Genomic DNA, 26,086 nt, shown 5'->3' with positions numbered 1-26,086 from the left:
AAAGCGTAGTCACGCTTCCTTTTCATAAGAGGCATGACTACGCTTAGTAACTTTACAGATACGCTAATCTCAATGGCTACGGCCAGAATGGTCAATGGCTGAACCTTTTTAATGTGGGCCACTTACCAGTGGTTGTAATGGTGTCGGTCCAACCATTAGCCAATTGAACCGTTAACGTGAATTTATCAGCTTCTCCGGCAAATGGATTAACCGCCATCACAAAAGCCTGATTACCCACTACTTTCTTCAGGACAATGTGCTGCTTGTTAGAGGCCCGATACAGAATAGCCGTCTCCCCTTCGGTATTTAACCAGGTGGTGCCACCATCTAAACTAAACTGCGCATCTTCAGCATAACCTCCATTTAAAATATCGTTGACCTGAGAAAGTTTATACTCCGCCAAATTAACATGCTCGTTATAATATTGGGGTTCACGAGGATAACAATTTGCATGGTCTCCAAGAGGAGATTGAGCATTACCTATTGGGTCCCAGGAATCTGAATCGTCACCCCAGAAGCAGGCATTTTCAGGATTATTACTTGAGCTGCGCTGGTCGTGAAAGGGTATATACCCATCGTTTATCAAATAACCAATGTACGTCTCGGCTTCTACTGTAGCAGCCGATTTATACCGACGTGCATAATTCCCTACCCAGCCTTTGCCCGGAATTTCACGCTTGAGCGTATAGCCTATGTCTTGATCGGTTCCAGCCCAGGCATACGAAATGATTTTCTGCGTACTCGAAACTAATTTACGACTGATGCGACTATCGTGAACGGTTGAATAAAGTCGGTAGAGTTCATATTGGTTATCGGGATCATAGGCCTGCCTGCCATAGTTATCCACCAGCCATACCGTGTACAAGTTCCGGGCGCTAACCGTTGTGCCATTCTCCCGGTTAAACGGTCGATAAGCCTCCTGAATGGCACCATTAGGATTGGTATAATGGTCTTTATAACGCTGCTCGAGAGGATTAGGGCGCCCATCGCCTGAATCGGGAAATCCTTTGTTATTTACCAGGTACCGGTAATAGTCCGTGATCAGTCGACCTGGGTGTGAAGCAATCAGGGCTTCATGATAGGTGTATAGTTTTCGGATCGTAGCGTCGTTATCGCCACTAAGCGCAACGTCCGACCAGCCTTTATTTTCTGTCTCAAAATCAGTAAAATACAGGGCGGTTACCCCTTGTTGTTGAGCCATCGTTTTGATATAGTCATCCGATAGTTGATTAAATTGCTGGCGTGTTAGCGAATTCGGCCCACCATCATCCCATGGGGAACCCGTAATAATCTGAATTTTATTCGGGTTAGTTTCTGAAGCATTGCGGCTCAAATAATTAGCCCCCAGGCCATAGAGTTGGACATCCGTATGAGCCATATTATACTTCACTTTAGCCGTTATCTTACCCGTTAAGGTATCATGGGCTGGAATCATAGCTACACTATTATCAATGTAGTTTTCTGAAGGTACGAACGACGATGGTGTTTGAATAGCCCCGACCTCATCCATAGATCCGGGCAGGATAAACTCCATTCGGAAGGCTTCCATTCCATTGATAAAGTTTCCGTTCGCATCTTTATCATAACTATTACCTCGCCACCGGGTCATTTCAATAATATAGCGTCCTCCTCGTTGCCCGAGCTTATAGCCGTTTAATGAACCCACGGCCACATGGGCTCGATTGATCTGATAACGACGGGGTCGATCATCGGTATAAGTAGCGGCAGTTACCTTATCTCGAATATACCAATCGCCATTTAGTTGATACAACTCCGGGTCGAAGACACTTGCAATTGACCGCCCGACATAAAAATGGGGCGTGGTGGTCGTACTACTACAATTAGTGCTTATAGCAACGGTAGCAGTCGTACTACTACAATTCGATTTAGATAGCGTGATCGTATAGTTGTAACTACCGCTACCCGTCGGCACAGTTGCGCTAACCGACTGCCCACTCTGAGTAAACCCATTGGGACCCGTCCAGGCATACGTTACGCCACTACAGTCCGAACCCGTACACGAAGCACTTAAAGACACCGTACTGCCACAAGCAGGCGCAGCATTAGTAACACTAGCTGTAGGCGTAAAATTACATGGAACACTGGTGGCCACGGTAACATCCTGAGCGGTGGTGCAGCTGCCCGAGGTGAGCGTCACCCGGTAATGATAGGTGCCCGCTGAAGTTGGTACCGTAACGGTCGTGGTGGCGCTGTTGCTACTGGCAATGCTGCTGCCCGATTCCAGCGCCTGCCAACTGTAGCTGGCGGAACTTCCTCCACCATTACTGTTGATCTGAATATCATCCAACACAAACGCCTGCTGCCAACTGCTGCCAGTTGGCACCTGAATCGTGAACGGAACACTACCCGACGTGGTGGCCGTCCAGCTCCCACTTAACTGAACCCAGCCACCACTGCAACCTGGGTTTGATGCTCCAAAGGTCGGACTGGCCAGCACCACGCCATTCGCTTTGAGCTGCAAGGACTGTTGGGTAGCCCCACTGGCTACACTGCCATTATAGATGGGCTGAACCCATACGCTGAAGCTGTAGGTAGTGCCACTGACCACGTTCAGACTCTTCTCCCAGATACGTCCGGTGGACTCCCCATTGAAACGCAGCAAGCTGCCTCCCGCGCCAGAACGGTCCGTCACCGAACAATAGTAAGTATCGGTGCCATTCTGGGCATTGGCAATTACTTTGACCTGATCGCTGTAATCGGACTGAAAACTGGTATTGGGCACCTGTCCATCAAAGTTGGTGGTGTAAAGGAAGCTACCTCCACCACTGCTACAGCCCGAACAACTGGCCGATAAGGTCACCGAGCCTCCGCCACTTATTGTGGCTGGACTCGCCTGAGCCGATAAACTAATCCCAGAACAGGAACTAGTTCCAGTCACTGCCACGGTAACATCCTGAGCGGTAGTGCAGCTGCCCGAGGAGAGCGTCACCCGGTAATGATAGGTACCCACTGAAGTTGGTACTGTCACAGTCGTGGTGGCATTGTTGCTACTGGCAATGTTACTGCCCGTTTCCAGCGCTTGCCAACTATAGCTGGCCGAACTTCCGCCACCACTACTATTAATCTGAATATCATCCAGCACAAACGCCTGTTGCCAACTGCTGCCAGTTGGCACCTGAATCGTGAACGGAACACTACCCGACGTGGTGGCCGTCCAGCTCCCACTTAACTGAACCCAGCCACCACTGCAACCTGGGTTTGATGCTCCAAAGGTCGGACTGGCCAGCACCACGCCATTCGCTTTGAGCTGCAAGGACTGTTGGGTAGCCCCACTGGCTACACTGCCATTATAGATGGGCTGAACCCATACGCTGAAGCTGTAGGTAGTGCCACTGACCACGTTCAGACTCTTCTCCCAGATACGTCCGGTGGACTCCCCATTGAAACGCAGCAAGCTGCCTCCCGCGCCAGAACGGTCCGTCACCGAACAATAGTAAGTATCGGTGCCATTCTGGGCATTGGCAATTACTTTGACCTGATCGCTGTAATCGGACTGAAAACTGGTATTGGGCACCTGTCCATCAAAGTTGGAGGTATAAAGGAAGCTACCTCCACCACTGCTACAGCCCGAACAACTGGCCGATAAGGTCACCGAGCCTCCGCCACTTATTGTGGCTGGACTCGCCTGAGCCGATAAACTAATCCCAGAACAGGGGTCATCCAAGCGAGCAGCCCCCTTCGTTTCCGCCTGAACGACTAATTGTAAACGCGCCTTCTCTTCGTACAAACTCTGGCTATTGGCTTGTCCGTCACCCCGCAGCAATCGAAACATCTCCCCCTCGCTAGGCGAGCTAAAGAAACCCCTCAGGTGATAAGTAGCCACGGTAGTTGCGGGAGCGGTCAGTTCTCCCCTCACATACTCACTAAAATCACCACCGGTCGATTGGAAACCACTGGGCGTAAGCAATTTCAACGTATAGGCATTCGAGCCCGGCAGGAAAAACATCAAATTAGGCGAGATAGTCATTAATTGTGCTGTAACGGTCAGCTCAACCTCTTCGCCTACAGTCAGCTGACGCTTACTAGCTTGTAAGGTAAAGCGGATGGGGTCATTGCTCACCGGAACCTGTTGACGCTTCGTCCGACGCGGTTTAGTTTTAAAGACTGCTCCGGAAGGTTTATCCGGAATTGACTTAAGCCCAGGACGAAGCGTCGGATCGTCAACTCGTAGTCGAGCCTGGCTTCCATACGTTAGTAATAACGCCAGCGTCAGCAATAAACCAAGCCAGTGGCTCCCTGGCTTCGGTAGTAAAGTCTTCTTCATAACTAATTGGGTTTAACGGTGAAAAGTAGTCAGGTTACATCGACATTTGCTAGCTCTTCGCTAAAACTAAAACAGTAAAATTCAGACGATTGCGATTCAGCCTGGCGGCAGTCAACGTAGCGGTCCGAAAGAACGGCTAGTCGGGAAAAGGAAGCAATTTTTTGCGACCAATAGGTCGTTGTCGTAGCTAGATAACTAGCTGGTCGCGACGAATGAAATCTGTCGCAGAAGTGCTGGAAATCAAAAAAGAATCCAGTACTTAAGGGTCAAAATAATATAAGTAGAACTAATGATTGATTTGATTCAATAAAATAGGCTTTCTTATGTTTCATGCGCCTACCTATAAGCCTCATTCACCAAGTAGCCAGCCAGCTTAGTCATCTTCGAACCACGATTGGCCCAACAAGGCTTTCCCAGTTTAAGTGGAAGAAATGGCTACTATATCTGCTCGGCTGGTCAATTGCCTGGGCACTCATGTCCTGGGTTTTCTGGCAATTTCTACACAATGCGGGTCTTAATCGACATGAAGCGAACCTGACAATTTCCCTTTGGCTTGGAGGGAGTAATATCGTGGTACAGGTAATCGCCTACTATTGGATTACCCGTAAGATAATTCCGGCAGCCATTACTAGTTCCTGGTTAATCGTCGCGGGTCATTTACTACTTCTTCACGTGAGCATTTCGCTTGGCAGGGCCTATTTACAAGTAGGCATTGGCCACTATTTTGCGGGTTATAATCCACGACTTGATCAGCTTACGGAACGAATTGAACGAACTAGTTTCCTTCAATTGCCCTTCAGCCTGATGCAGTTTTTTGACAACTGGATTTATGTTTACAGTGTGTTGCTGGCGCCCATCTGTCTGAAAGTCATTAAAGAGATTTATATTGCCCGCAATCAGGCACTCCAACTCGAATTGAATTTATTACGAGCCCAGATCAATCCCCATTTCGTCTTTAATACCCTGAATAATATTTACTCGATTATCGAGGAAAAAGATGCGTATGCCGCCGATGTACTGCTTAAATTTAGCCATATCCTACGCTATACATTCTACGAAACTGAAAAGGATTTTATCCAATTATATCGAGAAGTTGACTCGCTCAATGCCTATGTCGAATTGGAAAAAATTCGTCATGATCAGCACGTCAGCATTGACTTGCAAATTGGAGCAATCGATTCATCGTTTCCGATTCCGCCCCTATTGCTGGTTTCATTTGTTGAAAATGCCTTTAAACATGGCATCAATTCAACGATTGGAGCCTCCTGGGTACGGATAAACCTGCGGGCAAGCCAGTCTAGATTAGAGTTTGACATTGTGAATAGTAAACCGCTACTCAACTCGATTAATGTTTCGATGAAAGGTCCAGCCTTCACCCACCAAGTTGGCTTGACTAATATTAAACGACGTTTGGAGTTACTCTACCCGAAAACACATCAATTAGTCATTACGGACTTACCCGATCGTTTTTCAGTCCGATTACTTCTTACTCACGATGGAAAAACCAATAACCTGTTTACTGATCGATGATGAGCCCTTAGCTCGGAATCTACTTGAACGATTCATCGCTCGTGTACCGTTCCTGAATTTAGTCGGTACCTATAGCAATGCTATCGATGCTATGGTGCCGTTATATGAGACAAAGCTTGACTTACTGTTTCTGGATGTACAAATGCCTGAAGTGACAGGTTTTAATTTATTAGACATGTTAACGGCCCATCGCCCTCAGGTTATACTGACGACGGCCTATTCCCAATATGCCGTTAGTGGCTTTGATTATAATGTGACGGATTATTTGCTGAAGCCCATTCAGTTCGAGCGATTTTTACGAGCTGTCCATAAAGTATATGCCCAACAGGAAAATGTCCCAGCCTTACCAACCTCCTCTAGTCAAGTAGCCTCCTTACCCCAAACGGACTCACCACCAACATCAACTGATCCTTATATCTGGATTCCAGTGAATAAAACCCGTTTACATCTGAATACGAAAGACATCGTATTTATCGAAAGCCTCAAAGATTACGTCAAAATTCATTTGCAAAGTAAAACCCTGGTGGTTCGCCTGGCCTTATATAAAATTGAACAGCTCCTGCCGATTCATCAATTCATCCGTATCCATCGCTCTTTTCTGGTTCGTCGGGATGCGATTTCCGCAGTTCACGGATCGATGGTCGAGTTTATGAATAAGCAGCAACTTCCGATCGGCATCAGCTATCGAGAAAGTATACGAGAGAAATTAAAGTGATTGTGCGCCAATTTAAAACAGTGGCTACAGCCTGAGGGCAATGCCCCGTTAAGCATCTGATGAGATGCACCGCAACGTAACCTGCACCGCTATACAAGTACAATCAGTAATACCCCTATTTTACTGATTATTGTTGGGCAAAATAGGGAGAAAATTATCAAAAGTGAGCTAATTCAGTACTCTACGTTTAGCGCCCGATGAGCCTGCTTACTGTGTTTGATTATCCTTGCAATATAAAGGGGTTCCGCGGCTACCCAGTTGCGTAGTTCGTTCAGCGGAAGCTTGAGCTCAACCTGCGTCTGAGTCTCTTTATCCCAAGTGGTAAGGATACAACCGAGGAAATGGGGGCTATGACTTTCAATACAAACAATCATTGTCGGAATTGAAACGAGTAGTCTGTTCATCAGGCGATACTCAAAACTGCCCAAAGGTGATTCCATTACTTGCAAATTAGTGATAATAAAAAGAGGAAGGTACGACTTGATTTTAGGCTTAACAGGCTACTTGAACCTGGAGCCTTCTACAGGCTTATCTGAACTCGGGTAAATTATAAGCGCAATACGCTTTTACGGACTTACCCATCCTGGTCATAAGTATCCAGAATTACTGTGGCTTCTGAACGTTTTTTTCTAAGCTTTTCACCGCAATATGAACCGATTTATTCGCTTCGTAACGGTGGTCAACCGCTCGAATATAGTCAAGTAATAGTTGTTGGAATTGATCTTTGGGGTCATTCGTATCGTGCGGATTAATGTTCTTTGATGGTGCGGGCATTGTTTTCAAACGGATAGTAATTCACTGATTTACAATACATTGCAAGCTACTTGAATTAAAAGCAAATTAAAAATTACTTATTGAGCGGTTGCCTAAATATCTTGAGACACCCGGAAGGCTATCACTGATGCCCATTTTACGGGCTACGGCCATGATGGGTTCACCATTGGCAACTAGCCGTAGCACATCAGCTTTGAACTCAGCGGTATACTTTCGTTTGGGTAGTTTGGATTGGTTCATGGTACACGAAGTTAAAAAGTTTCGTGTCCAGATTTTTTGGACCATATCACAACAGGACGGCCGTGCCGCTGAAGAAAAAAGCGAAGCGTCGCCCGGCGGTATTCGCTGGACGGTCGAGCAGTTTCATCGAGAAGATAAGCAAATCACAGGCCTTGAATGCTGTCAATGTCGACTGGGTCGTAGTCAGCGCAATCATCTTGGGTTGGCCAATTTGACCTGGTTACGTATTAAGCAATTGGCCTATCAAACAAAGAAAACGGTTTATCAACTCAAGCAAGGTTTATTGGATAGCTATCTTCGTCAAGAGTTAGTCAATCCCCCAGTAGTCTTTGCGTAAGTCCTATGAAGATAAAGTCTAAAATCCCAGCAGAATCTTTAATCGGTCCATAGGTCGCGAGCCTTGCCGAAGCGTTAAGGTATCTCTGCTGGGGTTGGTCGCTCACCCTTTGTGAGTAGCATCAAGTTACATGACTCATCTTGGAATCGTGCAACGGCTCAAATCTAAAGGCCGAAGCGGCCTCCTGAAGGCTGAGTATTTCTGAGCATTGAAGATGCACATACTGAGATCTTCGACTACATTGAGATCTATTATAATAGGCAGAGAAAGCATTCGTCGCTGGGCTATCAAAGCCCTGAACAATTTGAACAGGAGTATTACACAAATCTGACAAATTCAGTGTGCCGCTAAACCGGACCACCTCAAGCTAATTTTTAGCTGTTAACTGATTCAGAACTAAAGCATTTTTCCTGGCCACTTGATTCCGTGCGGACTTTGCAACACCCACTAGACTTAATATTATTGAAATTAACTGAAAATGATAGGATAGCCAATAGAATACCGATTTTGAAGTAATTATAAACGTACTCGGAGTTGAGGTCCAAAATAGGAGGCAGCTAATGGCCGACCCAGCTGCAAAAAAGTACCAGCCTTTATCCCTAAACCGAATCGTGTACCTAGCCTATAATAGGCTTCTAGCTTAAGTGGTATTTCAACGATGCTAAATGATTCCTCACCTGTGAAGATTTGTTCCCCGTAGTGACTAGCCTCTAAATTAGCTCCGGCGGCTCTGTAAGGAAATTTTAAGCGTTGGGTGAATAGCCCGATACCTGCCCCAATTTGAACAGAAAACCTTTTTCCATGTATAACTGAGTAAGAAGCAGTCAAGTAAGCATGCGATTCATACCCCTTAGCGTTGGTATAATCATCATTTGAATAAGCATTACTTCGATAATCCTCATAGTAGGCAAATTGACCACTCAAGAAACCAGATGAGATTGCCCAACGCTTTGCTATATAATAATCAAAGTCAGCAGCGAAGAAGTTTTTGTTGACAGCCTGTTTATACATAGGCGCTTGATAGAATCCGTAACTTACTGCAATATCATATTTGCCTTGCTGAGCAAAAAGCGTTTTTGTTCCTATACACAGGCAGAACCAAATTAAAATTAGTTTATTCATCTCGTTAAGCTGGTTGTCTAAATCAGAATGAATTGTTCTATAAATGACACTATGTTTAAAAGCCCCCAAATGCCTAGTTATAACGATTAGTGGCGAGCGGACGGATTTCACCTATTTTGTCACAAGATAACGGCCACTTGTGCTGTCGCACTATTACTATCCTATTTCGTACTTTTCTTCCTAAAATACGAAAGGTAGTGCCCATTTTACCACTTCCCTCTCTTAAAATTTGCTTTTTTTTTGATTTCGGATACCTTCATTTTCTTATATCCTAGAATAATACGAAAAAAGAATTAGTCGAATTATATCCGCAATTGCGAGCCATACATCTGAACAGCCAATACGGAAAATTTCTCCCCTTCTAGGAAGTCATTTTTTCAGGATCTTACCAAAGAATCTCCCCTGATCAGTAACACCCTTCAACGCCAGATTAATTCTTCGGCTACTCAAGCGTATTATATAGTCTTTATTTCTACTCGCCTACTTGTGGCCATTGTCGCCAGAGTGCAGGCCGTAGCTAGCCCTATTGAATTTTCGCTAAACTAAATCAGCATGACCAGCCGCTGGTGCTTTTTCAAAGTTTGACTGATCCCTCCTGCGGTGAGCCCTAAAGCCTGGTCTAGCTTGCTAACAGCTTTGTCCTTTTAGCATCGTCAGATAATCAGTCATGGCACATAAAGAAAAAGTCTTTACAAACCTACCTACAGATCAACAAACCTTGGAAGTGGTTGAGATAGCCTTGCTCTATTCTAAAATTCACTTCGTCTATTTTAAACGGGGTTTAGTCTAATTTATTTTACAAAACTCAAAAGAGTGCATTATTTTACAACACCAGAAAAAAAACGATCCTGTCTAAATCTAAATATTTTATTTTTCGCAAAGCTATTGTTCGTATAGCCATTTAATTATGGAATTATATAAAAACCCAATAAGCAACGCTCATTGACAATATTAGCAATTTAAATTAAATTTTAAAGTATTAGAATGAATACTATTAAGATTTAATTTTTCATTTTTTTAAAATATTCATTTGTAATTCAACAAATATAATTCCGCTTTTTCTGTTTCAATTCATAAATTAAACCAAAATAATATGAAACGATTCTCCATTTTTACCATTATTACATTTACAGCATTTGCCTGTAACACAGAGCGCCAATCTTTGGCACCAATATCAACGGGAATTTCTACTGAGTCAGGATCATTGCGTCAAAGTGGAAAGATCGACATCTCTTCCTTTTCTAGGCTACAAAAAATTAGCCTTGTATCAAAATTGCAGGTTTCTTTAAAATCCCTTGATGGAGTAGAAATTAACGATGTGTCTCTATTACAACCCAATACCACATATCGATTAAATCTTGAAGGTCAGGGAGCAAACAAAGTCCAGATTCGTGCCTGCTTTGGGTTTACATTAATTTCAAGTGAAGAAAAATTAGGCGGAAATCAAATAACAGCAAGTTATCTTATAAAAACTTTGTCTGATGTCTCCGATCCACTAATGATAAGTTTTCTTCCAATCCGCACTGTCGGTACGGCTACATTCCGAGAACAAGCCCAGAATTTTTGGCTAGCTAAGAAATAGGATATACAAATCACGTTTAAAAAAGTCCAATTAAATCTTTTATTTCATATGAAAACTTTTAATTTGTTTGTTCTTGGGTTTATGGTTCTAGGCCTATTAAATCAGGCTATAGCACAATATGCCAGCTGTCCCAATTCTGGTACTGATGTTACTGGCCACTTAGCGATGAGATTAAGAAATCCAACAACAGGAGTTCTTTATACTGGTGCTCCACAAGCAAATACTGTTTATCAATTAGAAATTTACGAGACACCTTATAGTGTGGTACCCCCCAATTATGTACACTATGAAAATATAGGTATTATGGGAGTTGCCGATGGTTTCAAATTGTATCAATCCGCAAGTACAGCTCAGAACTCTCCTAATGACTATTACAGTGCTGCGGCTATTAGTTCTGGTGTTGGACCTGATGTAGGGGCTTCTGGCGGCGTTGCCGTATTTGGAATTAAAACGCTTGATGCCAGTGATCCGGATTGGTCTGGGCAACTTTCGGCTATTAAAGCCTACGGTGAATGTACATCTAGTATTGCAGGATATCCTGCAAAATATTATAAAAAAGTGCTGGCCATTGTACCTTAACACTTGAAACCAAGGCCAATTATAAGTACCGAACTAAATTTATTGTTTTGCTTTCTACAACCTGTCTAAATGGATTTTAGCTATTTAGACAGGTTGTTCGCTTAGAAAACATTATAAATTGTGGGCTATGAGCACTATCAGGTTTATATTATTTTTCATTCCATTCAGTTACATACCTTTCCATACACAAGCCCAAAAAGAAGCGACCAATTGGTTTTTTGGAGAGAAAGCAGGTCTTATATTTTCTTCAGGCACTCCAGTTGCCGTCAATAATGACTATTGGTATACATATAATGCATGTGCTACGCAGTCTGACCCCAAAACAGGGGAATTGATGTTTTATACGAACTCAGAACAGGTTTGGGATAAAACAGGTCAAATCATGCTTGATGGAACTGGCCTGAATGGAAACTCAACGATAACTCAGGCATGTCTGATTATTCCAAATCCAGGAGATGAGCATCAGTATTACATCCTGACGTTGGCTAATTTAAGTTTGTACAATACCTACGATAATACTCTCTCCTATTCGCTGGTTGATATGCGTCTAAGCGATCGAAGAGGAAATATAGTTTTGTCTCAGAAGAACCAGTTTATCGATAGCGGTTTAAGTGAAAAATTAACAGCTATTCCCCATAAAAATGGACACGACTTTTGGATTATCACCCACCAATGGGATGGAAATATCTTTTTAATTTATTTATTAACTGCTTCTGGTTTAAAGAAGGTGAATGAAATACCAATTGGTTCGGATTATACCTTTTCGTATTCTAATAGCTCTAATATTGGCTATATGCAAGCGTCTCCTAATGGCACAAAATTGGCCTGTGCCGTTTTTAAAACAGCTCAAAACGAGCCTAGCAGCCATCCACTTGATTTATTTGATTTTGATAACCAATCTGGCTTACTATCAAATTATTTAAATTTAGGCCTACTTTCACGACAGTATGGGGTTTGTTTTTCCCCTGATAACACAAAATTGTATGTGACTCATCAAACAATAACATCGGACTCTTTACACATTGATTATGTTCGACAGTATGACCTAGGAGCTGGTCATAATCAGGCGATAATAAATTCTGGAATGAGTGTATTGGTTGGAAATTCTAGTACCAATATTCCTGAAGTAAAAATCATCAAACCAACTACTAGTACAAATGCTACATTTTACGCCTTTTCAATTCAAAATGCGCCTAATGGTAAGATATATGGGACTACTTTTGGTGGTTTTTGTAAGGTAGAGGATTGTGGCGAGGAGCATCCGCATCGGTTCATTGTTATTAATCGCCCCAACGCAAAAGGATTTGAATGTGATATACAATTACAAACTATTGATTTACGACAAGGTAGTATCACAAATGCTGCCGGACTACCTAATTTTTTACAATCTGTTTTTAATAATTTACAGCCAACTCCAGACTCGCCTATTACTGCTTGTCCAAATGTGTCAATTAGTGTTTATCCAAATCCCGTTCAAACTGATTTCTATGTAGATTATAAAGGAAATTGTTTCTTGCCGTATCGGCTTCGTCTGGTCTCGTTACAAGGTAAAATTTTATTGGAGACAACCATACAATCACCCTATTCTCCAGCCATCTCAATGGGCAATCTATCGACTGGTGAATATTTTATCGAGCTTTTAACGAACCCCAAAAGAGTTGTGGTAAAAATAATTAAACAGTAATTTCTTAATAGAAATATTCATTGAATTTCGATATCTAACTGATCTATTATTTCAACATTTTTTACGTTAGTTAAGAGAGTATATGTACAATACGTATTTTAATCTTTTAACCTACTTCCTAAAATTATTTAACAAATTTACTAAAGTGTTTGTTGCTTGTATATTTAAGTCAATTACGACATTATAAAAAATAAATCTTTGTATTTAAGAATATTATTGGTGATTGGTGATCGATTTCAAACCAAGGGATAATAATATGCAAACTATGAATTTAGCAAAAGCAGAAACGACGTAATCCACTTACATAGCAATTGTATTTCTACCTTTCATCCAAAGCGAATTTAGTTGGATTGTGCCGTGTACGATTGATAAAACCTATAGAGATGATGATATATAATCAATTCGTACTTAATCTGGTGCTGATCAAATAGACGGTTCACATATAAGTGTATCAAACTAGAAATATAAGATTGCGGTTGATTTACAAAGATAGAGTTTAAGTAGGTTTTATTTCGGGAACTACGTTTTTTGAACAGTTTATGGTATCGTGAATATAATTCTGATTCTGGAGCCTCTTTTGCGCATAATGCTTCAATTAAGCCTTGATTTTGCCGGTATAGGATCGCCAATTGTTTCCGAAGATTGACGCTGCTACCCTGCTGATCAAAAATTATCTGAAACCCTTGTTGGTAAAAAAGTACTCTTGCAGATAAGGGGTAATTAAAATCATCTAAATACTTATCAACACCTAAAAGGCCCACGGCCAATCGCATTTGTTCATTCAGTTGATCCCGAGCTATTGTCAAAACGGCATCACTATCAACCCAAAATAAACATTCGGTAACCACTATACGTTCTGCTCCATAGCGCTCTATCTCTCGTTGGTATGTATCAAGTTGCACTCGATAAATTTCGTCAGTGTTTATCATAGATTGTAGTTGACGCTGACAGTCAGACAGTATGTCATTATAGCTTGCTTGGGAAATCAAATGAAACCGAAATCGAAGATGAGGTTCGGGGTCTTGATAGCGGATAAAAAACCAATGACTAATCTTTTTCGAACGAATATAGATACGGGCAAGTTTACCCAACCTCAGCAAAATTTTTCGACTGGCCTGTGTCCCACAGTATACTTTGAGGTATAACCATTCCGATCCAGGTATAAAGTTCCGGGCGATTCCATGATGATCTAATCTTGATGCCCGCTGCATAGGCTTTGTCTGTTCGTGGAGAAAAGGTAAAATAACTTCGTGGGTTAATTTACCATCCGGTCCATCTATAGGACATTGATCTGGGGTTCGTAACCATTCGAATATCTGAAGGACTTGTAATCGACGAAGAGTATTAATTAAAAGCTGCTGGCAGCCCTCATGTTCGAGATCCAAGAACAGTTCTTGATCGGCTTGGGCTATCGAAATAAATCTAGGCCATTTCCACTCAAGACGCCAGACGCTGACATTTTCGCTTTCCGTAAGAGAAGCTTGATAGTCTGACCAAGTGAGTCTCCAGCGTGCTTCCTGTAAAATTATTTGCCGATATTGAACACGGGGTAGAAACCGATAATTGCTTAAACCGCCCCAATGCCAATAGATAGACAGTTCGCTTTCCTGTTGTTGGAGATCACACAGAAAACGATAAATCGGTAAACCATTTTGGTAATTATGGGCGGTCGTCAAGCGAGGTACAATCTCTTTGCCTAATCTCCGTGAACGAAGGACAACTCGTTCGCCCTTGGGAATAGAAATCCATAAGTCATCAATAGAAATCTGTTTTTCTATAGGCAACGTTGAGTGACCCAAATACGAAATTTCGTACTCACTCATATGAGGTCTTTGAACTACATTTCCAATTGCAGGAATTGGGATATGAACGATCTCAGCGTAAACACGATTCGGATCATTTTTTTGCAGTTGTTTAAAAGCATTTTGAATCTTTTGCTCTAGTTGTTGATCTACTCGACAGAAGCGTCCTAGTAAGGGGAAGGCCGAAGGACCAGCAACGAACTTGCATCTAAAACGATAATCCCCCCTATCTAAAGCTTGCGAGGAAGAACTTAGAAAATAACCGAAGACGTAATAGCTAGCTGGAAGTTGAGTAGATGTATCAGACCAGTGATTCAAGTCCGTATCTGTTAATTCTAAAATGGAATTGCCAGTAGCAAACCAATTATTATATACATTCCGTAGCCAATGGTCCAGCTCAGGACTAAAGATTTCTTGTTGTTGATTAACAGGATCGCCAGCTTCGATTAATGTTTGAATCATAAGATTATCACCCATGAATGGATGATCCCCATAACCTATGCCTGACTCTGCATCCAAAGCTAATGCCAGCGGTATTTCACGTTCTTCATAACGGGCATAAAACTTCCGCTTAAATAGAAGAAGTGAGTCTTTCTGTTGAAAAGCATTGCTTAAGCTAAATAACTTTTGAATTGCTTTCTGCAGGTTCGTCAGTAACGTACGACTTAACTGATGCTGCTTGCCCGTAAATAAGCTATTCCCTTGGATAATTGATGCATCTGGCAAAGAAAGGCCGATTTCTTTCTTAAAAATACTCTGAATTGCTGTGTGCTTTTTTTGCACTGAATCTTTTCGCATCAATAAAACCTGAACTTGGCGAACTAATTGAACCCATGGTTTCCCCTTGGGAATTGACTGAAGATGGCCTATCAAGTTTTGCAATGGATCTACTCCTGTTCCATTCAAAACAAATTGGCTAACTAGAACTTGATCTATAATAAGCTGATCAACACAAGCTTGTGCTTGATCTATGGGATACCCTCGTCCGATTAAATCATGAATTAGTTCAGCTATTGTTGCTCCTTTTCGGGCTTTACGAAGTATCCATCGAATTGGATGGCAGTTAGCGATTTGGCTAGTAAAAAAACGGATCTGGGTATGTTCTTTCTCTAATTCTAAATAGCGGAATTGGTTTCCAAAAGAATAAAGGCTAGAATTAACTTGATAAGGAATTTGTGATCGGATTTCGGAATGCTGATTCAAGTAGTGCGTTAATTCCCAAATAACTGTCATATTTAACTCGTAATGGCAAAACAGCTGCCGGTCCGATACATTCAAATCTGTGCGATCTGCTATCTGACCTAACGAGCATCCAGCAAATAATCCAAATGGAGTTGATCGGCTCCCCATACGCAGTACATATTTCAACGCAGTCTGGCGTAGCTTTTTACTCGATAATGTCGGATCAGCTAGGAATTCATTATATAAAGTGGGCGAAGCTAAAAAAATAGCTTCGCCCATCAGGTTTTCTTGGACATAGGCAGGTAAATCATCTTCCTGGAGTAAATCCAATAGCCGCTGCAACGACAATGTTGGCGTTCGTAAATAATAAAAATCGAGCTCCATTATGCCCGTATATTGATAGAGATAATAGTTGCCTATGAAAAGAAACAGGAATAACCTGAGTTAAGCTGTTTTAAGAATAGCGAAACCTGTACTAGTTACTGTAGTACATAGATCTGTCGTAATTGTCTGATTACTTTTACCAACAGTTTGATTGGGCAACATGTGAGTAACGATCCTTACCTTCTTGTAGGATAGAGATTTAGATTTCATTATAAAGGAAAGTTGAACAGTTGTGATAGAAATTCGATCCTTAAAGCTATATCCACATCTTGGTTAAGTTCGTCTTTTTCGACAAAAAGCCTTTTAGAATAGACAAAGCCCCCTTTAGTATCGACTAATCTTAAATAAGGGCTGCAACGTATTTTTTTAATTCGTCTCGGTAAAGGGGCCCGAGCACTAACTCCTTCTTGTTAGTTAAGGTAATGGTATTGCCATCAATTAGCCGGACGGCGGCTAATCTTACAATAAATGATCGATGAATTCGAACGAATTGAGGGGTGGTAAAAAGTTTTTCCGCTTTTCCTAGTCCTATGTGGGACACAATAATCTGATCTTTTAGATGAACCTTCACGTAGTCTTTTAAACCTTCAATATATAGGATTTCACTGTATGGAATTTGTAAAAGCCGCTTTTCCTCCCGTAACCAAACTGAATTAGAATCTGAGTCAAATGTAGTGGCGATCTCAGATTGGGCGGCCCGTGGAATTGCCTCGGTTGATTGCCAGTCTGTAGAATTTAAGGATAACTGCCTTTTCTCCCTGAATTTGACAACCGATTTCACAAATCGGTCGAAAGCAATTGGCTTTACTAGATAATCGAGCACAGAAAATTCGTAACTAGTTAGTGCATATTCTGGGTAGGCCGTCGTCAAAATAATTTCAGGGCGATGTACTAATGGTAACTTCATTAGATCAAATCCTGTCATTTCCGGCATCTGAATATCCAGAAATAAGAGGTCGGGTTTTAATTCCTGAATAGCGATTAAACCTTGCATCACATTTGAACTTTTATTAACGCACTGTAAGTCAGGCACCTGACTTACAAATACTTCAATTAGATCGCGAGCGGGGGGTTCATCATCTAACACGATCACTCGATAGGGCATTTTCATGGAGGTCAAGGGATAATTTAATGGAGAACTGATGTGACGAATGCTCAATAGACAAAGTATGGAGATGTGGAAAAAAATGAGCTAAGCGCTTCTGAACATTCCGCAATCCGAGTCCAGGTTGGGTTTCCGGCACAATATTAGGAATACTATTATCAACGTATAAAGATACCGTGTGGGGTTGAATACTGAGTCTAATATCTACCCAGGAAGATTTCGCCGTTGCCTGAATACCATGCTTAAACGCGTTCTCAATAAATACAATTAATAGCAGAGGAGGAATGACTTGATTGGTCGGTTGGCCCATAATTATAAATTGAATGGTTACATGATCATCGTGTCGGATACGCTGCAAATCAATATAGCTTGTCAAAAAGGCAATTTCTTTAATTAAAAGAACCTGATCATCATTCGTTTCATATAGTGTATACCGCATCAGATCAGAAAGTTTCAATATTGAATTTGGTACTTTTTCAGGCGATCGGATTGAAAACGAATAAATATTGTTCAATGTATTGAACAAGAAGTGGGGATTTATTTGAGCTTTTAAAAAATCAAATTCTAAGCGTAAATTATCTTTTTCAAGTTCAATACTACGAAGTTGAGCGGTAAATAAATCTTTAAATACTTTAAGACCTATGGCGTATAAGAGATAGTTATAAAAGAGTGAAAAGGAAAATAGCCAAACGACTATTCTATCGAACGGCGCCATCCAGAAGGGTAATTGCTTAATATGCTCCGCATACGTTTTATAAAAGCCAGGCAATTTCTCAATCGGGAAGATCGCGTAAAATAAGTAAAAATGAGTAAGGACTAATTCCGAAGCTACCAAATGAACCAGAAACAGACCAAGAGAAAAATTTTTAAGGTTAAACTTGAGAAGGAGATTGTTTCGGATGAGAATTGTAATTACCCAGTAAGCAGCAGCAATTAAGCTACCAAAGAAGATAGTTGAAATAATACTATATCGCCAAACATCCCCTGACGAAGCCTTTATGATAGTTGTAGCTAGATAGTGAAATCCCCGATATATCAGAAATATTCCTGTTAACAAGAGTAATCCATAGCGAATAAGACGAAATAATAATCTGGAATTAACCAACAATTCAAAAAAGAACGGTTTATTTGCCATAAGGTATACACTAAGTAATTGCGAAAAATTAAATTATAGCTCCGTGAATTAAATCGTAATAAAACCGATTTCTTTTTTATTGGAGAACGCTTGTACCAATTTGGGCTCTTTTTCTAAAAGCTTAATTTGTTCCAAAACATCCACTGCCAGCTCTTCCTAGCTGGTAATTACTTGGTTTTTAGACTTCGTTTTAGTTGACTCCATAGCAATTCGACAGGGTTAAGTTCAGGACTGTAAACGGGTAAACGCACCAAATGAATCCATCCAGACTTGGTTCGCAGTAAGTCTTTGATGGCTTCACTCCGATGAATTGATGCGCCATACCAAATCACTAACAAGTTTCTTTTTCGATACCGATGGCAAAGTTTGTTTAGAAACCAATCGGATCGCCGAAGCGACGATGTCTTCACTAGTAAAAGGCTGATCCTGACCAGCTACGTACAAACGCCCATTAGGCGCAATCGCGGCAATCAAGCTTAAATGGACACGACCTGCTTGCTCAATAAATACGGGTGTCTGCCCGCAAGGAGCCCACGTATTGGCTAAAAGCAGCAGTAGGTAACAGGCTGACTCATCAACATATAAAAGCACCCGCCCCTCCTCTTTAGCTTTTTTGAGTTCAGGTAAGCGATCTTCGCGCCATTGTGCCACTGCCACAGGATTTTGCTGTCGGGCTGTAGCCTGTGGTTTCTGTCGACTCAGCCCACCTTCTTTAGGTTATGTCCTACTTGAGACGGATCATAACTGACGCCAAATAATTTCTTGATGACTTCATTAACACGCGGGCGCGTCCAAATCGCGCCCACAAATCCATGATGCTCAGCACCTTTATTGAGTTCATCCACCAGCTGACGGCATTGGTCGGTTGTTAACCGAGTGGGTGCTCCAGTAGGTTTTTGCCATTGCAGGGCAATTGCTCCTCATTCTCGGTATTTCTTTAGGGTCTGACTCACCCAGCCTTGAGTCAAACCTAATGCTTAAGAAATAGGACTCTGCTTCTAACCCGCATGATCCAGTTCAACACAACGTCGGCGGAGTACTTCTTAATCTGATTGTTTGTAGGTTGCCATACTGACAATCAGATACGATGATCATAAGCTTACTCACGGATCAATAATATATAAATAATGCTCCTTACGCTTGGTCGATGTTAAACCCGCCTTGGTCGATTTAAACATCAAGTTAGTCTAATAAACTTTCAATGGCTCCTGTCCTTAAATAGCTTTATAAGCATTTATTTATCGATCTTATTAGATCGAAGTTTCGATAAATTCAAGTCTTCTTCAATTTCAAAGCAAGCCGATATACATGATCTTGCTGAAAAGATTTGTGTTAAATTCAAAAATAAGTAAAAAAATGTTAAAAAGAATATCTGACTTAATTACTGGAAAGTCAAAAAATGCGTTCAATGACGTTGTTGATTTATTTATCGAATTAACAGATAAAATCCCTTTTCTTGGGCCAGATGTATTAGATAAGCTTAGTTATGAATCTGTCATTGAGTTTTTTGTGGAAAATCAACCAGAAGATCTCGTTGTAAAAGGTGCACTTTTAAGACAACCTCATGAACAAGGTTGGATTGCTATTCAAGTATTTTTAAATAACAATAATCAGCTTGTCCATAAAGTAAATAATACCTTATATGGCAGAAAATTAATCGTGCATGATATTGATTTAGAGCTAAAGAATCTTTTTGGCCAAAATGATATAATTATCTTCGAATAAAATCATGATACTTGAATTATTTGCTTTACTATTGGCCGCAACAACAGCAGTAAGTGTTGTTATTGTCTTAATTTTAACGTTCCTCGAAATCGTTGACTGGTTTACAGATCGAAACGATTTAAAGCTAGAAGATGAAGATAATATTGCTTTTACACTACAAGAAAAGCTTGAAACAGGCGACTACAAAACGGTTCAGGGGATTTTCAACAAGAGGACCAATACGCTTAAGGATGCTAGAAAAGTACAGTCGAACAAAATAGACAAAGAATTAAAAAGCCTCCATAAGGACAATGAAATTGTTATATACGAATAAATATTTTTATGCTAATAGAAACCCTGATAGCGCTACTATTTGCTGGCGCAGTAATTACTCTCTTGGTTTGGAATGATATTTATACTTGGCTAAATGGTAATCAAGTTAGCGAGGCAAAATATGCAGAGATTATCAAAGAAAAACTTGACAATGGTAATTACAAAGTAGTGGCAGGGGTCTTTACCAAGAAAGGTGCTACTTTAGCAACTAAAGCCTGGGAAACAAAAGAGCTTGATAAAGATCTGCAATCCAAATTTGGATGGAACGATAAAATTAAAATTACTTACTAATCCATACTAAACTCCGTTTAATGACTCATGAAGCCATTAAATATATTAATTGAAGGCATTCCTGATACTGTTAAAACGACTACTGCGGCTATATACCGTTCTAGGCTAATCACAACAGTAGAAGACCTGTGTAAATCTGCTAATATTAAAGAAATAAAAATTAGTATCGGTACTCCATCATTAATGCAGGCTACTGCTTCTAGTGATCCCCATAAAGGCGAATCAGTAGAAAATGATAATATATCGGTAGAAAAGCGGTCAACTCAATATAAAGCACAATCACCGTTATATAATTTTGACTTCTTAATTTTACCCAGAAGTGTTAAGGAAGACCTTCTTACTTGCATCGATTTAATAAAAGTAGAAGCCAAAGTCTTTAATGAATGGAACCTTAAATCAATCGAGCCCTTCCCTAAAACGGCGTTAAACTTTTATGGAGAGCCTGGTACTGGAAAAACATTGGCCGCCCATGCAATTGCTAGCTACCTAGGCAAAAATATTATAGTGGCTAGTTACGCCCAGATTGAAAGCAAGTATCATGGGGAAGGCCCTAAAAATGTAGAAGCTTTATTTTTGGCCGCTGAACGCAATAATGCGGTCTTATTTATTGATGAAGCGGACTCTTTATTATCAAAGCGCTTAACAAACGTTACCCAAGGTTCTGAGCAGGCCATTAACTCGATGCGCAGTCAATTGCTTATATCAATAGGTCAGTTTAAAGGAACTGTAATTTTTGCCACAAATTTGATAGAAAACTATGATAAAGCTTTTGATACCAGAGTATATAATATCCATTTCCCTTTACCTGATACAGAAGCACGTGCTCAACTATGGACCGCCCATTTACCCAAAGAGCTTCCTCTTTCGGAAGATGTACTCATACAAACATTGGCTGAAGTAGACAACATTTGTGGGAGAGACATTAAAAATGCCATTGTAAACACAGCCGTAAAATGCGCGCTGAATAATGTCGACCCAATAACGCTTAAAGATTTGCTTAATGGCATTGCACGCATCAAACAATCCAGAACCACTGGTTTTGTAGAAACGCTAGAGGCTACCGAGGAAGGTGAATTAATAAACAAATTAAAATCGCATATTGACTCAGGTCAAGCTCAAGTAAATGAATTACCTAATCCATCAAGTATTGGTTGAGTCCTGCCAAAATATTCCGAACGCTTCTAAATTAAGAAGTCAATTATAGGATCTTTATTTTTAGGCTAAAATATAACTGACAAATACCAAATCAAATGGCTTATTTTAACTAATTAAGATAAAAATCTAATACAGAAAATCTCCTAAATATTGTTAATATGTCTACAAATTTGAAATACGATACCTTAAAAACAATCTTCCCTGGTGAATGTAGTGTAGTTGGAGAAGCAAATGTAAATAATATTATCTCTGGACCTGTAGAGTCAATTAGGGCTACAGGAGGATCCAATTTAGATATATCTCAAATAGTTAGTATACTAATAAATGCCGCCGCATTTACTGATGCAATAATTAACATATATAATTTTTTAAAAGAAAAAGACGAAAATTCTGCAACCGTAAATAATATATCAATAAACATTATTAATAATCCTCAAATTAATATTGAATTATCTGAAATCAAAAAAGAGAAAATAATAAGATACATAGTAGACATAAATAGGCAACCTGAAAATATATAACAATGGACGTTACTAGTGACGAAAGTAGAAGGAGTATTATTTCTTATATATGGAGTCGAAATAAAATAGATTTTATACGAGCGTTGTTAAATGGTGTGTTACGAGAGCGCCCATTAATGTTTTTTTTTACAATTTTATCATTAAGAGAACTAAATTGGGCTTCACCGCTAATAATATTCTTAGCATTCCTTCTGAATCAATTTATAAATGAAATTTTTGGATTAATTCGGATAATATACTTACGACTCAAAGTTTTATCAGGGTTTATTTTTAAGTACGAGCAGGATCTTCCAAATTTTAAATTAAAGAAATACCTTTTAAGCAATTACCTACCTTATGAGCAGTATTTAGATATTAATAAATTTTTTTTTCAAAAATGGTTTAACTTATTAGGGGTTAGAAATGTTCAACTTAATGATATAGTACACTTATATTCGGTATCATTGAATGGAACAGGTAAAATCGCAGAGAATGCTATTTGCTATCATATGGCGCTATTTGGATCATATATATTTTTAAATTCACCTCCCGGTGAAACAAGCTCTTTTCAAAAATTCAACTTATTTCACGAGTTAGGCCATGCCGCTTTAAGCGCAACTAGTTTTAATTTTTTTGCAAAAAATGGCTTAAAAGTACATATAGTTTTTTTACTATCAATCTATTTTATCTTCGATTTAAAATTCAGTACACTATATCCGTTATTCGTTATCTTATTCCTGATAGGTATTGGAATAGTCGAACAAAATAAGGATAACAAAAACCAGAAATTGAACGATGAGATTCAAGCTGACGCTTTCGCGTTCCTTTACCTTGATGACGAAGATGTGAAATTCATTGATGAGAATTCATATATATTAAAAATATTTCGAGATAAAGATATCAATTCATCCCAAAATGATATACGGTTAAATACGATCAATAAACTTTTACAGTATAGAATGCAGGAAGATGATGACAAAATTTTAGATATATTTTCAAAAAGCTATACTAAACCAAGTTTTTTCTTACTTTTTTTAAATGCTCTTGCTTTCGCTTTACCAGCTTTTTTTGTTACTTCTTATACGAATAATATACTAGCAATTATGACTTATATTTTTATAGCTTTATTGATAGTATTAGGGATATTACTTTTTTTGCAAATGACTATAAGTGAGTTAGTTAATAGAAGGCTAAATTTACACATATAGCGAATTACTATTGACTCGTGAGTAGGTTTGTAATGAATAGTTCTTGGCTAGCCATAGCAGCTTACAAGCCTTCTTCCTGTGAATTATTACATTGGCGATGCCCAGAACTAAATTAGGCTGACTGGAAACAAACCAAAATCGCTCAGATTCTTGGGCCTAGTTTAAGGCTAGGTTAGCCAAACACTGAAAATATAGGCAAGATGCTAGTGCAGCTTTAGCTTTGTATAAACCGCCTGTTCCCAATAGCCGCTTAACCAACCAACAGCTAGCTCAACTGGCTGAGGAGTTGAACAAAGACTAACCTCTCCAAATCCTCTTGAAGAAAGTTCAAAACTTCCTTTACAGCCAAACAATCACTTTGATGAAGATTTAGATATTGCCCACGTGTTAGCTTAATTGGGACCTGTAGTAGAACTAATGCAGATTTAGGCAAACCAAATTCTAATCTTACCAACAACTCATCGAGTTCTGTTAAAAACTCTAATCTCTCAGGGTATAATGCCGTCAGAATTTGATGTGCAGATCTCAAGTGAAATCTAGTATTTTCTGTGATCCTAGTTATATCGCTATAGGATATCGTACCTTGAAATGAATTGATTAGTCAGGTGCATCAGCTGAGTTTATGTTTCAAGCAACTCATACAGGATCGGCAAGCGGACGAGTTAGCTAGCTGGTGTGCCGATGCCGAAAGGATACCTGTCTTGAGTGGGTTTGTGCGAGGGATGCGTCAGGACTTTGCCGCTGTTAAAGAAGCGTTTCGATCGGAGTGGAGTAATGACCAAACTGAGGGGCAAGTAAACCGGCTAAAGACTATCAAGCGAATCATGTATGGCAAAGCAAAATTTAATCTATTACGCCTGCAGGTGTTAACCCGAAATTGGACGACTCCCTTAGATTGACGCTGAACCGACCTCTCCGAAATATACAATTAAACATGACAGGCTAAACGGGAGCACTCTAGGGGCTCAGGAGACCAATTTGTTGGAGAATAGCCATTAATCATATTAGGGGCGCTATCTTTTCCTTAGGTATCTGTGGTTAACCCTGCTCTAACGACCGTCATGTGTCTCCCCAATACCTAAGACTGCACCGAATAGGCAACAGATTTCGAACATAGTTTATTTTGATCTATTTTCATCTACCATTTGCACCCTTTCTTAATTGGTAAAATAACTTCATGAGCAATCGGCTATCGTCAGTAATAATCTTGGCTAAGGCAATCAATCCTGTTTTGTATGAAATTCTTCTTCCATAAGTAGTTTTTAACCCATCAAGCAAAGTAACTTTTGCCAGAAAAACACTGTTATTTAAGGACATATCCGCAAAGGTTGTTATACGTCCTCTTACTACTCCATATTCCTGGTATGGATATCCAGCGAATTTAATCAATACCTCTTGCCCAATTTGCACTATACCTGCATTACGTTGTGGCACTCTTAATTCACCGAAGTAATCGAAATTAGGTGGAGCTATTTGCACTTTGGAGTGTATTAATAGCTTGGATAAACTTGACGCGTGCTTCGACAACATCTTTATCCAATTCTAAAATTTCTTTTTGTTTGGCTCGTTAAGATGTCAAATTAGTAATTAAGGCGGCACTGGTTTGTTGATATGGCAGTCTTCGAGCATTGTTTTTACTTTCTTCACGCTTTAATTCTAATGGAGCAATAACCTTATCATTTACTAATTTGAGTTGGATATCATAATCTTCTTGAGCAAGCACTATATCCTTTGCCTGAATTTCATGTTGTATCTGTAAGTTTTCAGCTAATGCTTACAAATCTTTGATTTCCTGAAGAAGAATATTTTTTTTCTGGCAATAAAAACCGTTAGTTGAATAGGCCTTAAGCTGTATATGTGACTGATCAAATTCTTGGTAAGCATTTTGTAACTCACCCAGTTGGCTGAAGTTCGCTAAATTTAAATGACTCAGTGTTTCCAGGTTTCCTTTACTAGCTATTGTCAATGCTTTTGTAAGCATATGCGATAAAAGCAGAACATTACTATGCCGGGCTGTACTTTCGATATATCCAAGCGTCTGACCATTCTGTACAGATTGTCCTTCCTCTACAAATAATCTTATTAGTTTACCATCCGTATGGGTCAAAACCACCTTAGGTGTTTTAACAGGGATGAATTTAAAAGATGCAGATACTAATTCAGGATAATGAATTACCCATGTTCCGGTAATTAGCAGTGTTACAATTAAAAAAATAACTGTAATTCCTCAGTGCAACAACCATTTTGGTGGTCGAGCCATTAACTCTTGTACTTCTTCGGAATGAAGTTCATTGAAATAATTAGTGCTAGGATTCATTTCAACTAAGAATAATACCCGTATTTTATTTAATCGTAGGTCATCAAATACAAGACTAACTTTATAGATTAACATGAGTTCTGGATTAGGAATAGCTAAAAAGTGCAATAGGGGCTAATCAG

At 40.0% G+C, this 26,086-nt stretch carries 24 protein-coding genes and 2 pseudogenes; 14 read left to right on the top strand and 12 right to left on the bottom strand.

Annotation, left to right across the window (positions count from 1 at the left end):
- Window positions 1–91: 91 nt before the first annotated feature.
- The gene (locus H3H32_RS11450; protein ID WP_182462834.1) at window positions 92–4,285 is read right to left on the bottom strand and encodes a hypothetical protein; all 4,194 of its coding nucleotides are present in this window, start codon (window positions 4,283–4,285) and stop codon (window positions 92–94) included.
- A gap of 330 nt (window positions 4,286–4,615) precedes the next feature.
- Here H3H32_RS11450 and H3H32_RS11445 point away from each other — a divergent pair, with 330 nt between their 5' ends.
- Window positions 4,616–5,815 carry a sensor histidine kinase gene (locus H3H32_RS11445; RefSeq protein WP_182462833.1) on the top strand — a complete coding sequence of 400 codons (1,200 nt, stop codon included), beginning with the start codon at window positions 4,616–4,618 and terminating at the stop codon, window positions 5,813–5,815.
- Window positions 5,781–6,530, top strand: a complete 750-nt coding sequence (locus H3H32_RS11440) for a LytR/AlgR family response regulator transcription factor (protein WP_182462832.1) — start codon at window positions 5,781–5,783, stop codon at window positions 6,528–6,530. Before H3H32_RS11445 ends, H3H32_RS11440 begins: the two co-directional genes overlap by 35 nt.
- 603 nt (window positions 6,531–7,133) lie before the next feature.
- On the opposite strand, the gene H3H32_RS11435 is transcribed toward H3H32_RS11440, so the two are convergent.
- Window positions 7,134–7,304 carry a hypothetical protein gene (locus H3H32_RS11435; RefSeq protein WP_182462831.1) on the bottom strand — a complete coding sequence of 57 codons (171 nt, stop codon included), beginning with the start codon at window positions 7,302–7,304 and terminating at the stop codon, window positions 7,134–7,136.
- 66 nt (window positions 7,305–7,370) lie between these two features.
- On the bottom strand, window positions 7,371–7,544 hold the full coding sequence (locus tag H3H32_RS11430; RefSeq protein WP_182462830.1) for a transposase: 174 nt from the start codon (window positions 7,542–7,544) through the stop codon (window positions 7,371–7,373).
- A gap of 58 nt (window positions 7,545–7,602) precedes the next feature.
- Here H3H32_RS11430 and H3H32_RS11425 point away from each other — a divergent pair.
- Together H3H32_RS11425 and H3H32_RS11420 are read left to right on the top strand one after the other, a co-directional pair.
- A pseudogene (locus H3H32_RS11425) lies at window positions 7,603–7,881 on the top strand (IS701 family transposase); the annotation flags it as partial.
- A 198-nt stretch (window positions 7,882–8,079) separates the two neighbouring features.
- Window positions 8,080–8,232, top strand: a pseudogene (locus tag H3H32_RS11420) (IS3 family transposase); the annotation flags it as partial.
- Between the two features lie 165 nt (window positions 8,233–8,397).
- On the opposite strand, the gene H3H32_RS11415 reads toward H3H32_RS11420, so the two are convergent.
- Window positions 8,398–9,003 (bottom strand): hypothetical protein, encoded by a 606-nt coding sequence (locus H3H32_RS11415; protein WP_182462828.1) that lies wholly within the window; start codon window positions 9,001–9,003, stop codon window positions 8,398–8,400.
- 1,093 nt (window positions 9,004–10,096) lie between these two features.
- On the opposite strand from H3H32_RS11415, the gene H3H32_RS11410 reads away from it, so the two are divergent.
- The 3 genes from H3H32_RS11410 (at window position 10,097) to H3H32_RS11400 (ending at window position 12,848) form a co-directional block, all read left to right on the top strand.
- On the top strand, window positions 10,097–10,585 hold the full coding sequence (locus H3H32_RS11410; RefSeq protein ID WP_182462827.1) for a hypothetical protein: 489 nt from the start codon (window positions 10,097–10,099) through the stop codon (window positions 10,583–10,585).
- Window positions 10,586–10,633: 48 nt separating this feature from the next.
- Window positions 10,634–11,164, top strand: coding sequence for a hypothetical protein (locus H3H32_RS11405; RefSeq protein WP_182462826.1), 531 nt, complete (start codon window positions 10,634–10,636; stop codon window positions 11,162–11,164).
- Between the two features lie 127 nt (window positions 11,165–11,291).
- Window positions 11,292–12,848 carry a T9SS type A sorting domain-containing protein gene (locus H3H32_RS11400; protein ID WP_182462825.1) on the top strand — a complete coding sequence of 519 codons (1,557 nt, stop codon included), beginning with the start codon at window positions 11,292–11,294 and terminating at the stop codon, window positions 12,846–12,848.
- 341 nt (window positions 12,849–13,189) lie between these two features.
- On the opposite strand, the gene H3H32_RS11395 is transcribed toward H3H32_RS11400, so the two are convergent.
- The 6 genes from H3H32_RS11395 to H3H32_RS37130 form a co-directional block, all read right to left on the bottom strand.
- Window positions 13,190–16,216 carry a lantibiotic dehydratase gene (locus H3H32_RS11395; RefSeq protein ID WP_182462823.1) on the bottom strand — a complete coding sequence of 1,009 codons (3,027 nt, stop codon included), beginning with the start codon at window positions 16,214–16,216 and terminating at the stop codon, window positions 13,190–13,192.
- 340 nt (window positions 16,217–16,556) lie between these two features.
- Window positions 16,557–17,327 carry a LytR/AlgR family response regulator transcription factor gene (locus tag H3H32_RS11390; RefSeq protein WP_182462822.1) on the bottom strand — a complete coding sequence of 257 codons (771 nt, stop codon included), beginning with the start codon at window positions 17,325–17,327 and terminating at the stop codon, window positions 16,557–16,559.
- On the bottom strand, window positions 17,293–18,456 hold the full coding sequence (locus tag H3H32_RS11385) for a sensor histidine kinase (RefSeq protein ID WP_182462821.1): 1,164 nt from the start codon (window positions 18,454–18,456) through the stop codon (window positions 17,293–17,295). The genes H3H32_RS11390 and H3H32_RS11385 overlap by 35 nt, the downstream gene beginning before the upstream one ends.
- Window positions 18,457–18,623: 167 nt before the next feature.
- On the bottom strand, window positions 18,624–18,788 hold the full coding sequence (locus H3H32_RS37140) for a transposase (protein ID WP_240543748.1): 165 nt from the start codon (window positions 18,786–18,788) through the stop codon (window positions 18,624–18,626).
- Window positions 18,754–19,113, bottom strand: coding sequence for a hypothetical protein (locus tag H3H32_RS37135; RefSeq protein WP_220472634.1), 360 nt, complete (start codon window positions 19,111–19,113; stop codon window positions 18,754–18,756). Before H3H32_RS37135 ends, H3H32_RS37140 begins: the two co-directional genes overlap by 35 nt.
- Window positions 19,114–19,154: 41 nt before the next feature.
- Entirely contained in the window at window positions 19,155–19,262 is a 108-nt protein-coding gene (locus H3H32_RS37130) for a winged helix-turn-helix domain-containing protein (protein WP_240543821.1), read from the bottom strand.
- A 502-nt stretch (window positions 19,263–19,764) separates the two neighbouring features.
- On the opposite strand from H3H32_RS37130, the gene H3H32_RS11375 reads away from it, so the two are divergent.
- The 7 genes from H3H32_RS11375 to H3H32_RS11345 all read left to right on the top strand — a co-directional run bounded on the left by H3H32_RS11375 (window position 19,765) and on the right by H3H32_RS11345 (window position 24,546).
- Window positions 19,765–20,181, top strand: a complete 417-nt coding sequence (locus tag H3H32_RS11375; RefSeq protein WP_182462820.1) for a hypothetical protein — start codon at window positions 19,765–19,767, stop codon at window positions 20,179–20,181.
- Window positions 20,182–20,185: 4 nt separating this feature from the next.
- Entirely contained in the window at window positions 20,186–20,494 is a 309-nt protein-coding gene (locus H3H32_RS11370; protein WP_182462819.1) for a hypothetical protein, read from the top strand.
- Between the two features lie 8 nt (window positions 20,495–20,502).
- A complete protein-coding gene (locus H3H32_RS11365) occupies window positions 20,503–20,784 on the top strand; it encodes a hypothetical protein (RefSeq protein WP_182462818.1) in 282 nt (93 codons plus the stop codon).
- 27 nt (window positions 20,785–20,811) lie between these two features.
- Window positions 20,812–21,939, top strand: a complete 1,128-nt coding sequence (locus tag H3H32_RS11360) for an ATP-binding protein (protein ID WP_182462816.1) — start codon at window positions 20,812–20,814, stop codon at window positions 21,937–21,939.
- 158 nt (window positions 21,940–22,097) lie between these two features.
- Window positions 22,098–22,460 carry a hypothetical protein gene (locus H3H32_RS11355; protein WP_182462815.1) on the top strand — a complete coding sequence of 121 codons (363 nt, stop codon included), beginning with the start codon at window positions 22,098–22,100 and terminating at the stop codon, window positions 22,458–22,460.
- Window positions 22,461–22,462: 2 nt separating this feature from the next.
- Window positions 22,463–23,647: a hypothetical protein gene (locus tag H3H32_RS11350; RefSeq protein ID WP_182462813.1), complete on the top strand. Its 1,185-nt coding sequence runs from the start codon at window positions 22,463–22,465 to the stop codon at window positions 23,645–23,647.
- A 605-nt stretch (window positions 23,648–24,252) separates the two neighbouring features.
- Complete coding sequence (locus tag H3H32_RS11345) at window positions 24,253–24,546, top strand: transposase (protein ID WP_182462811.1); 294 nt, start codon at window positions 24,253–24,255, stop codon at window positions 24,544–24,546.
- Between the two features lie 235 nt (window positions 24,547–24,781).
- Here H3H32_RS11345 and H3H32_RS37465 read toward each other — a convergent pair whose 3' ends face one another.
- Window positions 24,782–25,126, bottom strand: a complete 345-nt coding sequence (locus tag H3H32_RS37465; protein WP_240543747.1) for a beta-barrel domain-containing protein — start codon at window positions 25,124–25,126, stop codon at window positions 24,782–24,784.
- A gap of 295 nt (window positions 25,127–25,421) precedes the next feature.
- On the bottom strand, window positions 25,422–25,754 hold the full coding sequence (locus H3H32_RS37460; RefSeq protein ID WP_240543746.1) for a biotin/lipoyl attachment domain-containing protein: 333 nt from the start codon (window positions 25,752–25,754) through the stop codon (window positions 25,422–25,424).
- Window positions 25,755–26,086: the final 332 nt, after the last annotated feature.

Source organism: Spirosoma foliorum, assembly GCF_014117325.1.
Lineage (GTDB): Bacteria > Bacteroidota > Bacteroidia > Cytophagales > Spirosomataceae > Spirosoma > Spirosoma foliorum.
This window is presented reverse-complemented; position numbering and strand designations above follow the sequence as displayed.

Coding starts and splice junctions, on each gene's coding strand:
- H3H32_RS11430 (WP_182462830.1), bottom strand. CDS start 7,544: ATGAACCAATCCAAACTACCCAAACGAAAGTATACCGCTGAGTTCAAA.
- H3H32_RS11400 (WP_182462825.1), top strand. CDS start 11,292: ATGAGCACTATCAGGTTTATATTATTTTTCATTCCATTCAGTTACATA.
- H3H32_RS11440 (WP_182462832.1), top strand. CDS start 5,781: ATGGAAAAACCAATAACCTGTTTACTGATCGATGATGAGCCCTTAGCT.
- H3H32_RS11445 (WP_182462833.1), top strand. CDS start 4,616: ATGCGCCTACCTATAAGCCTCATTCACCAAGTAGCCAGCCAGCTTAGT.
- H3H32_RS11405 (WP_182462826.1), top strand. CDS start 10,634: ATGAAAACTTTTAATTTGTTTGTTCTTGGGTTTATGGTTCTAGGCCTA.
- H3H32_RS11350 (WP_182462813.1), top strand. CDS start 22,463: ATGGACGTTACTAGTGACGAAAGTAGAAGGAGTATTATTTCTTATATA.
- H3H32_RS11435 (WP_182462831.1), bottom strand. CDS start 7,304: ATGCCCGCACCATCAAAGAACATTAATCCGCACGATACGAATGACCCC.
- H3H32_RS11375 (WP_182462820.1), top strand. CDS start 19,765: ATGATCTTGCTGAAAAGATTTGTGTTAAATTCAAAAATAAGTAAAAAA.
- H3H32_RS11355 (WP_182462815.1), top strand. CDS start 22,098: ATGTCTACAAATTTGAAATACGATACCTTAAAAACAATCTTCCCTGGT.
- H3H32_RS11410 (WP_182462827.1), top strand. CDS start 10,097: ATGAAACGATTCTCCATTTTTACCATTATTACATTTACAGCATTTGCC.
- H3H32_RS11365 (WP_182462818.1), top strand. CDS start 20,503: ATGCTAATAGAAACCCTGATAGCGCTACTATTTGCTGGCGCAGTAATT.
- H3H32_RS11450 (WP_182462834.1), bottom strand. CDS start 4,285: ATGAAGAAGACTTTACTACCGAAGCCAGGGAGCCACTGGCTTGGTTTA.
- H3H32_RS11415 (WP_182462828.1), bottom strand. CDS start 9,003: ATGAATAAACTAATTTTAATTTGGTTCTGCCTGTGTATAGGAACAAAA.
- H3H32_RS11395 (WP_182462823.1), bottom strand. CDS start 16,216: ATGGAGCTCGATTTTTATTATTTACGAACGCCAACATTGTCGTTGCAG.
- H3H32_RS11370 (WP_182462819.1), top strand. CDS start 20,186: ATGATACTTGAATTATTTGCTTTACTATTGGCCGCAACAACAGCAGTA.
- H3H32_RS11385 (WP_182462821.1), bottom strand. CDS start 18,456: ATGGCAAATAAACCGTTCTTTTTTGAATTGTTGGTTAATTCCAGATTA.
- H3H32_RS11360 (WP_182462816.1), top strand. CDS start 20,812: ATGAAGCCATTAAATATATTAATTGAAGGCATTCCTGATACTGTTAAA.
- H3H32_RS11390 (WP_182462822.1), bottom strand. CDS start 17,327: ATGAAAATGCCCTATCGAGTGATCGTGTTAGATGATGAACCCCCCGCT.